We start from the raw sequence: 326 nt of genomic DNA on the forward strand, positions 1-326 counted from the left end.
CCGGTTGAGCTCGCGCATGAAATGACGGGTCGAGTTGACCTGGTAATCGAAGGGCAGCTTCGGCCCCTTGGCGAGCGTCGAATAGAGGATGCCGGCATTGGGCTTGGCCAAGAGCAGCCCCGTCGGGGTGCCGCTGGCATCGCGAGTGATCTCGCCGCCCGGCGGGTTCGGCGTGTCCCTGGTGTAGCCGACGGCGCGGAGCGCCGCGGCATTGAGCAGCGCCCGGTCATAGAGATGCAGCAGGAACACCGGCGTATCGGGCGCGACCGCGTTGATCTCATCGATCGTCGGCAACCGCTTTTCGGCGAACTGGTGCTCGGTGAAGC

The 326-nt window shown here is 66.0% G+C and carries 1 protein-coding gene; it reads right to left on the reverse strand.

The window, feature by feature from the left end:
* On the reverse strand, nt 1-326 hold a 326-nt coding region (locus IB279_RS36850), incomplete at both ends, for an amidohydrolase family protein (protein WP_192341292.1).

The organism is Ensifer sp. ENS06 (assembly GCF_014852205.1).
Taxonomy (GTDB): Bacteria; Pseudomonadota; Alphaproteobacteria; order Rhizobiales; family Rhizobiaceae; genus Ensifer; species Ensifer adhaerens.